Below are 7,032 nucleotides of genomic sequence, written 5' to 3'. Positions count from 1 at the left end.
CGTAAATCAAGCCCGTAAACGCGCAGGCCGAAAGCAAGCTTTATCGGACCTGCGCCGGGGCATGCGGTCACTTCATTTTTAGGGGAGGTACGAATGAAATCTTTATTTGAAAAGGAAGAACGGTACTGGAGCAGCAAGTTTGACGACGAAGACAGCCTGAGCTTCCTTCCCTATAGTCAATCCTCCAAATTATCTGCGGGCGGCGAAGCTGCGGCAGAGCCGGCTTTGCTTCACCGTACCCTGCCGAGTGAGCTCTCGGAGAGAATTATTCGCCTCGCCAATGGTTCGGATCTGGCTTTGTACATGATTGTTTTGGCAGGAGTAAAAAGCCTGCTGTTCAAATATACAGGGCAGGATCAAGTACTGGTCGGCATGCCTTCTTGTAGCGCGGACCCGGACGTGACTCAGCCGTCGCATGACATCCTGGTGATCAAAACGTCCGTAAGCAGCCAGACTACGCTGAAAACGCTGCTCGGGGGCATCAAAGCCTCCATCGGCGAGGCGCTGGAGCATCAGCATCTGCCTTTTCGGAAAATGGTGGAGCCGCTCCATCTGGACTATACAGGGGAAGGAGTCCCAGTCGTCAACACCGTCGCATCCTTCGCCCCGATTCATCCTGAACCGCTGGGTAACCGGGTGGCGGCCGATACGGTTTTTCGATTCGACCGCCAAAACGACTCTATCGAGCTAGAAATAAGCTTTGACGGGAATCGATACGAGCAGGCATTTGTGGAACAGGCGGCCGACCACCTTGTTCGGCTTCTGTCCGTGCTTGTATTTCAGCCGGATCTGGAGCTTGGACAAGCCGATGTGCTTTCCCCGGACGAGAGGGAGACGTTGCTGAATCGATTTAATGATACCGAAACCGGGTTCGAGCAGGGGAAAACGATTCACGGTTTGTTTGAAGAACAGGCGGAGCTTTACCCGGACAACGTGGCCGTTGTCATGAACGAACGGCAGCTGACCTACCGCGAGCTGAACGAGCGATCCAACCGTCTTGCGCGCAGGCTGAGGGAGACGGGAGTCGCAGCCGACCAGCTGGTAGCGATTCTGGCCGAACGCTCACTCGATATGGTTGTCGGCATACTGGGGATTCTCAAAGCGGGCGGAGCCTACGTGCCTGTCGATCCCGACTACCCGGAGGAGCGCATCTGCTTCATGATCGAAGATTCGGGTGCACCGTTATTGCTGATTCAAAAGCATTTGCATGAGAAGATCGACTTCGCAGGAACGCGCCTTGAAATAGATGATTTCGTTTGGGGGGACAGCGGGGCGGACTCGGAAGGTGCGTTGGACGCTTCAAATCTGGAGCCAATTTCCGGGTCGGGCAACCTGGCATATGTCATCTACACATCGGGAACGACTGGCAAACCCAAAGGCACGTTGATCGAACATAAAAACGTCGTGCGCCTTTTGTTCAACGACAAGAACCTGTTCGACTTTGGGCCGTCCGACACGTGGACGTTATTCCATTCGTTCTGCTTCGATTTTTCCGTCTGGGAGATGTACGGAGCGCTTCTGAATGGAGGAAAGCTGGTCATTGTACCGCCGCTTACGGCGAAAAATCCGACCGATTTCATGGCGCTACTAGGCCGCGAACAGGTCACGATTTTGAACCAGACGCCAACGTACTTCTATCAGCTGCTGCGTAAGGTCTTGGCGGATCATCCATATGATCTGCGGATTCGCAACGTCATTTTCGGCGGCGAAGCGCTCAGTCCGCTTTTGCTCAAGGGCTTCAAGACGAAGTACCCGGAGACAAAGCTGATCAATATGTACGGTATTACCGAGACGACGGTTCACGTGACGTATAAGGAAATTACGTGGGTCGAAATGGAGGCGGCGAAGAGTAATATCGGCAAGCCAATCCCAACGCTGAGGGTGTATGTCCTGGATGAAAACCGCCGCCCAGTGCCGATTGGCGTAGCGGGCGAAATGTACGTGGCCGGGGAAGGGCTCGCGAGAGGATACCTGAACCGTCCGGATCTGACAGCGGAGAAGTTCGTTGATTCCCCGTTTGCGGAGGGGGAGAAAATGTACCGTTCGGGTGACTTGGCGACTTGGCTGCCGGACGGCAACATCGAATACCTCGGCCGAATTGACCACCAGGTCAAAATCCGCGGATACCGGATCGAGCTGGACGAAATTGAGACGCAGCTTTTGAACGTGGAGGGCGTGGAAGAAGCGGTGGTACTCGCCCGGTACGACGCGAACGGCCATAAGCAACTTGTTGCTTATTACGTCGCGGAAACAAAGCTGGCGGCGAATGAACTCAAGGAGCAGCTCGCCCAGCAGCTTCCGGGGTATATGATTCCTGCGCATCTTGTGCAGCTTTCGCAGATGCCGCTGACTGCTAACGGAAAAATCGACCGCAAAGCTCTGCCGGTGCCGGAGGAAGCTGCGGCTGTAGGAGCGGAATATGTTGCGCCGAGAACACTGCTCGAGATGAAGATCGCCCGTGTCTGGCAGGATACACTTGGCATTCCACAGGTCGGCGTAAAGGATAACTTTTTTGAGCTGGGCGGCAATTCCTTAAGTCTGATGAGGCTCGTTCAAGCCGTTTACGATGAAACGGGCATCGAGATACCGCTGAATCGCCAATTCCATCATGTAACCGTTGAAGCCATGGCTTTTGGAGAGGAGGATCTGGGCCTGGATAAAGGGGGAGATTCCTTCATTAAGCTGAATAAAACAGGGGATCTGAACGTGTTCTGCTTCCCTCCAGGCAGCGGCTTCGGCATCGGTTACCGAGAGCTTGCAAGCAGGCTAGACGGCCGATTCGTGCTTTACGGCATTGATTTTATAGACGATGTCATCGATTACGAGGCCATGCTGAACCGTTATGTGGATGAGATTGTTCGCATCCAGCCGGAAGGACCTTACGTGCTGCTCGGTTACTGCTTCGGAGGCAACCTGACGTTCGAAGTAGCCAAAATGATGGAAAGAAGAGGGTATTCCGTAACGGACTTGCTCATGGTGGACTCGTGGATTAAGGACACACTCACACCTTATGAAACGTCTGAGAAAGAGCTTGAAGAAATGCTTGCGGATTTCGACGAAGAAGAAAAGGAATTAATGAGCAATCCACTCGTGCGGGAGCGTGTTCATCGGAAAATCAAAGCCACCTTGACGTACGAAGCGCAGCTTATTAATTCAGGCACAATAACTGCCCGTATTTACGAACTGATTGCGAAGGACAGCGAAGCGTTCCGCCTGGAGCACCAGTTGCCGTCCTGGCAGAGGGCAACGACGCAAGCTTATTCTGATTACCGGCTGGAGGGCGCACACGAGGAATTACTGGAACTCGCGCGTGTGGAAGAAACGGCCATTGTCATCCGTGACATCTTAGTGCAAATCAAGCGGCAGATCGAAGCGGAGGCCGGGGTCCTGCATGGGAGCTGATCGGCAGATGTCTGTTCAAGAACAAGGCACAGCGGCGCCTTCCAAGCGCCGAACCGCTTATGCCACCTGGAAAGCGTTCCGCTGGCTGATGTCCTATGTAAGCCGTCACAAAGGCTGGATGATCGTCGGTATCCTGTCCGCAATTGCCGCCGCGGTTATTGAGATATGGACGGGACGTTTGGTCGAGCAGCTGACCACACAGGCCGAGAATGGGGCGGGGCCGATCGTTCTGCAGATCGTGTACACGGTCTTTGTGGTCATCTTGATCGGTGTGCCGGCGAAGTTTTTCATGAGCTTTGGTGTGGAGCGAAGCAGTGCCTCTGCGGTGCAGGATATCCGCAACCATGTCATGCGTCATATCGGCAAACTCCCGGTCCCCTATTTGGAAAAGCAGCACTCCGGCGACGTGTTGTCGCGGATCAACAACGATCTGCAGCTCATCCAGCAATTTATGATTCGGGACCTCGCCCAGTGGTTTTATCATCCGTTATTATTTATCGGCTGTTTCGCTTATTTGATGTATCTCCAATGGGAGCTGATGCTGTACAGCCTGTTGTTATTTCCCGTAGCACTGCTGGTTTCCCAATGGATCGGCAAGCAGTTGGAACAGTTGACGGAGGAAGCCCAGGCAAACATGGGCCGAATGAACATCAACCTCCAGGATACGCTTGGGGGGATGCCTATTGTAAAAAGCTATCTGCTATCTGGTATGTTATCTCGCTCCTACCAAGTGTTGCTGCAACTGACGGCTCAAAAAAAGCTGGCCGTGAAAAAGCGGGAAGCCTGGGTTAACCCGCTGCTTTCTACGCTAATGATCAGCCCGATCATTTTCGCCGTCAGTTACGGTAGCTATTTGATCTACAACGGGCAGCTAGGCGCGGGAGAACTAATCGCCTTCCTGTACTTGCTTAATCTGTGTCTGGAGCCGCTGGAGCATATTCCCGAGCTCATCACGCGTACGTTCGAAATGACCGGTGCCCTGAGAAGGGTCTCCGAAATCGTCGAGCAGCCGACCGAAACGGAGAATGGCCGTTTGCTTCCAAAAGCGAGCGCCGCTCCCATCCATTTTCAGAACGTAACCTTCGGGTATGAAGAGAGTTCTCCGATTCTGCGGAATGTTAGTTTCTCGGTGCCGGAAGGCAAGACGATTGCACTTGTCGGAGCGAGCGGCGGAGGGAAGAGCACGGTGTTTAAGCTGGTATGCGGCTTTTATCCACTTCCGGAGGATCAGGGCGAGATCCGCGTGTTCGGAAGCCTGATCCACGGCGCTAATCCAGAGCAGCTTCGGTCGCATTTTTCCGTGGTAACCCAAGATTCATATTTGTTTAGCGGTACGATCGCCGAAAATATCGGCTACGGGCGTGAAGAAGCGTCGATGGACGAGATTATCGAAGCCGCCAAAGCCGCTCAGGCTCATTCTTTCATTATGCAGCTTGAGGGTGGCTACCAGACGTATGTCGGAGAGCGCGGCGGCTTTTTGTCCGGTGGGCAACGCCAGCGCATTGCAATGGCCCGGGCTTTTCTGAAGGATGCTCCCGTTCTGCTGTTGGACGAGCCCACATCGGCACTTGATCCGGAGTCGGAAAGCGCGGTTCAGGAAGCGCTGGGCGTATTGATGAAGCAGAGAACAACCATGGTTATTGCCCACCGGCTTTCTACGGTACAAAACGCCGATGAAATCTGGGTTATGGAACAAGGAAATATTATCGAAAAGGGCACTCATGAACAATTGCTCGAGAGGAAGGGACTGTACGCCCAGTCGTACTACCAGGAGTTTACCGAGTCTGCCGAACGCAGGGAGGTGTCGTACACATGAAAAAGGGCGGATGGCTCTCGCAAGTGAAAGAACTCGGCTACTTGCTGACGTTTATGAACCGCAAGCGCAAAACCCAGTACGCGATTGGCCTTGCTGTAACGGCGCTCACCCAGACATTGTTTCTGATCGCCTTCAGCTTGGTCGTACATAACTTGGTTGATTTCGCCGTTTCCCGAGATACGTCCTTGATGGTGGAAGCCTTTATTATTTTGGGCGCGGCCCTGTTCCTGGAAAATATAATTTCTCCCTGGTTCATTTACTTATACCAGCGCAGTGTCGAGCTGACTGTGCTGAATATCCGCAAACGTCTTTATGACAAGCTGTGCCGGGTGCGGCCGAGATTCCTGGAGCAGACGCACCATGGGGACTTGCTGTCGCGGGTGAACAACGACGTAACGACCGTTGAGTTTACATTCTCGCAGGTTTACTTCGTTTTGCTGCTTCAAGTTGTCTTCTGCATCGGCTCTATTGTCTCCATGGTGGTGATCGATTGGCGGTTTGCCGGCGTATCCTTCGTCATTCTGCTGCTGTCCTCTCTGGTCAGTCTGAAATTTGCACGGGATATTCGTGCCTTGTCCGAACAAGGCTTGCAAACGCTCGGTAAAATGACCGAAAAATTCAAAGATTTTATGGGCGGCATTCAAATTGTGAAGCTGTTCCGCATCCGCACGATTTACGGCCAGTACGAGGCGTTGAACGAACAAATGACGCAAACGCTTCGGCAAACGGCGAAAAAGAACGGTATGCAGGCTGCAGTGAACCATTTTATCAGCTACGTCACGTTCTGCGGCATCATCGTCATCGGCAGTCTTCTTTATGCCTACGGATTGATGGGAATGGGAAGTGTCGCCGCTCTGGCAGTTTTGCAAGTGAACCTGACGCACGCCTTGTTGAACTTGGGGATGGTTCTGTCGATGACCCAAAATTCACTCGCGGGCGCTCACCGGATTCAAGAGGTACTAAGCGAGGAAGAGGAACCGGAGCGTCTGGGATCTTCTCGTAGCGAGCTTGTATCGGAGGCTGCGGTGGAGTTTCGCGATGTGGAATTTTCCTATCAGGCGGATAAAAAGGTACTTGTCGACATGTCCATGCAAGTGTTTCCTGGTCAGGTCGCTGCGATCGTAGGAGCCAGCGGCAGCGGCAAAAGTACACTGATCAAGCTGCTGCTCGGCTTTTATCCTGTGGACAGCGGAGATATCCTGCTCCAGGGCAAACCGTTCGGACATTACACGCTGGACGAAATCCGCAGGCAGATTGCATACGTTCCGCAGGAGCCGTTTTTGTTTACCGGCACGATTGAGGAAAATATCCGGTATGGCAATCCGGATGCAACGGATGAAGAAGTGGTTGAAGCGGCCAAAGCGGCGTACGCTCACCATTTCATTCAGGAACTTCCTGAACAGTATAAAACGCCGGTGGGAGAGAGAGGAGCATCGTTGTCAGGTGGACAAAGGCAGCGAATTGCGATCGCCCGGGCGATTCTCAAAAACGCCCCGATTCTGCTGCTGGACGAAGCAACTTCTGCATTGGATAACGAATCCCAGCATTGGGTACAGCAAGCTCTGAACGTATTGATGAAGGGGCGCACCACCATTCTGATTGCGCATCGTCTCAGCACGGTGGAACATGCGGATTTGATTACGGTCATGAATCAAGGAACGGTCGTCGAACGGGGCCGCCATCAGGACCTGTTGGCGCTCGGAGGTTATTACGCGCGGCTGTACGGATAGACCCGCTTTACGGTGGGCGGCTTCCTGCTGATATCCAGGTACAAAGCCTAACTACAAACAATCTCTAATACGGGAGTGTGTCGA

The 7,032-nt window shown here is 53.3% G+C and carries 3 protein-coding genes; all 3 read left to right on the top strand.

The window, feature by feature from the left end; translation table 11 throughout:
* Positions 1-93 precede the first annotated feature (93 nt).
* Genes NZ043_RS05375 through NZ043_RS05365 form a run of 3 tightly spaced genes read left to right on the top strand, consistent with a single transcriptional unit; the run spans position 94 to position 6,948 of the window.
* Positions 94-3,402: an amino acid adenylation domain-containing protein gene (locus NZ043_RS05375; protein WP_339310950.1), complete on the top strand. Its 3,309-nt coding sequence runs from the start codon at positions 94-96 to the stop codon at positions 3,400-3,402.
* Positions 3,392-5,218 (top strand): ABC transporter ATP-binding protein, encoded by a 1,827-nt coding sequence (locus NZ043_RS05370; RefSeq protein ID WP_339310948.1) that lies wholly within the window; start codon positions 3,392-3,394, stop codon positions 5,216-5,218. Before NZ043_RS05375 ends, NZ043_RS05370 begins: the two co-directional genes overlap by 11 nt.
* Positions 5,215-6,948, top strand: coding sequence for an ABC transporter ATP-binding protein (locus tag NZ043_RS05365; protein WP_339310946.1), 1,734 nt, complete (start codon positions 5,215-5,217; stop codon positions 6,946-6,948). Before NZ043_RS05370 ends, NZ043_RS05365 begins: the two co-directional genes overlap by 4 nt.
* Positions 6,949-7,032 lie beyond the last annotated feature (84 nt).

The organism is Paenibacillus sp. FSL k6-2145 (genome assembly GCF_037976585.1).
Taxonomy (GTDB): domain Bacteria; phylum Bacillota; class Bacilli; order Paenibacillales; family Paenibacillaceae; genus Paenibacillus.
The sequence above is the reverse complement of the archived record's forward strand: the minus strand, read 5'-3'. Positions and strand labels throughout refer to the sequence as shown.

Excerpts from the sequence above, each read along its gene's own strand:
- NZ043_RS05375 (WP_339310950.1), top strand. The coding sequence starts at position 94 with ATGAAATCTTTATTTGAAAAGGAAGAACGGTACTGGAGCAGCAAGTTT.
- NZ043_RS05365 (WP_339310946.1), top strand. The coding sequence starts at position 5,215 with ATGAAAAAGGGCGGATGGCTCTCGCAAGTGAAAGAACTCGGCTACTTG.
- NZ043_RS05370 (WP_339310948.1), top strand. The coding sequence starts at position 3,392 with ATGGGAGCTGATCGGCAGATGTCTGTTCAAGAACAAGGCACAGCGGCG.